The sequence below is a fragment of the Microcoleus sp. B6-A1 genome (assembly GCF_036705085.1).
Classification (GTDB): Bacteria; Cyanobacteriota; Cyanobacteriia; order Cyanobacteriales; family Microcoleaceae; genus Microcoleus.
The window spans coordinates 1-1,672 of sequence record NZ_JAUBTU010000187.1 but is presented as its reverse complement, the minus strand read 5'-3'; the positions used below and the strand labels follow the sequence as shown (position 1 = coordinate 1,672).

Genomic DNA, 1,672 nt, shown 5'->3' with positions numbered 1-1,672 from the left:
CGATCGCCCAAAATGGAAACCACTAGGGAAATTTAAAAAAGTAAGAATCACAGGCGAAGTTAAAAGAACGGGGCAAACTTGTCTCGCCAATGGGTCTACTGTTTTGGGAATAGGCACAAACCAGATTTGATTCCAAAAATTAGGCCCAGATTGTAATTGAATCATTTTACAAACGTGTCAAGAACTTTTCCCCGATGTATTAGTTCTGCGTAATTGCCTGCGCGTGTACCCAATACTCCGTTACCGGCTCCCGTTAACCACGCTTGGAAAGCTGTTTTAGCTGCACTAAGTAGGTAGGTGTAAAAAAACCAAAGTATGTTAAGATAAGTAAAAAGTCGAATTAAATTTACAAAATAAACAAATATGGGCGCTCGTTTAAGAGTATTTCTCAACCAAGAAGAAGACAGAACACTATTTGAATTGAGAACAGCAACAACAGTCTCTCAGAAAGTAAAAGATCGAGCGCAAATTCTTAGATTAAACTCCCAGGGGTGGTATATAGACGAGATTGCAGCTCATTTTAAGTGTAGGGAGCAAACAATTAGAGAAGTAATTCATCGGTGGCTAAAAATGGGTTTGGTAGGATTATGGTCAACCAGAGGCAGAGGGGTAAAACAAACATGGAAAGAATCAGATATTGTTTATCTAGAAGAATGTCTCGTCAATGAACCACGCAGATATAATAGTCGTCAACTTGCCCAAAAATTAGAACAAGAACGCGGGGTCAAATTAAGCCCTGACAGATTAAGACGAATTCTTAAAAAAAAAAGATTATTTGGAAACGAGCGCGATCCAGCCATAAACAGAAGCAAGACCCATTACGACGCTCGCTTAAACAGGCAGATCAAGATATGTTGGAATTGGCAGCATCGGCGGGAGAAATCGATCTGAAATACCTGGATGAATCAGGTTTTTGTTTGTGGAGTTCCAATGGATATACATATTACCCAATTGGAGCGCAAAAACGGTTAGAGCAAACAAAACGAAGGGGGCGAAGATTGAGTATTTTAGGATTGCTACAGCCGTGTATCAGTTTCTCGTATGGCTTGGTTATTGGGAGTTTCAGTAGCGAATCATATATCAAAATCATGGAAAATGAAGCTCAACAAGCGGAATTAGAAATGAAATCAACTGGACGGATAAGAGTGATAATTCAAGATAACGGCCCCATACACAAATCCCTAGATGTCCAACAAAAATGGTCCCAGTGGGAAAGCCAGGGCTTGTATATTTTCTTTTTACCAGAATACTGCTCAGAAATGAACAAAATTGAACTGGAATGGCAACAACTTAAAAATCATGAACTGGTAGGAAAAATGTTTGAAGACGAACTAGATCTTGCCTACGCAGTAATTGATGGAATTGAAGCTAGAGGAGAACGAGGAGATTATACAACTAATCGCTTTAAATTTAGTTCCCGTTCCCGCTCTTAACATTTCTTTACTTACTTTGGTTTTTTTATGCCGACCTACTTAATTGAATTAGTCGCGCCGCTGATACCAAAAGGAAAGGAGAAAGAACTATCAATTTTATCTACTACACGAGTACCCCAAGTTGTCATTTTTGTAGTCGGGGTAGCCTTAAGTTGATGGATACGAATTCGCAGAACTGAATCATGATTGCCTTTAAAATCCACAACTGAGGCTCCTGCTAGTGCCTCGGCAGCAGCCAC

At 39.8% G+C, this 1,672-nt stretch carries 1 protein-coding gene and 1 pseudogene; one reads left to right on the top strand and one right to left on the bottom strand.

Annotated elements, in window-relative coordinates:
• The first annotated feature begins 363 nt into the window (after nt 1-363).
• A pseudogene (locus QUB11_RS31075) lies at nt 364-1,433 on the top strand (IS630 family transposase).
• Nucleotides 1,434-1,468: 35 nt separating this feature from the next.
• On the opposite strand, the gene QUB11_RS31070 reads toward QUB11_RS31075, so the two are convergent.
• Nucleotides 1,469-1,672, bottom strand: a 204-nt coding sequence (locus QUB11_RS31070) for a hypothetical protein (protein ID WP_333392560.1), incomplete at its 5' end; no start/stop codon positions are given.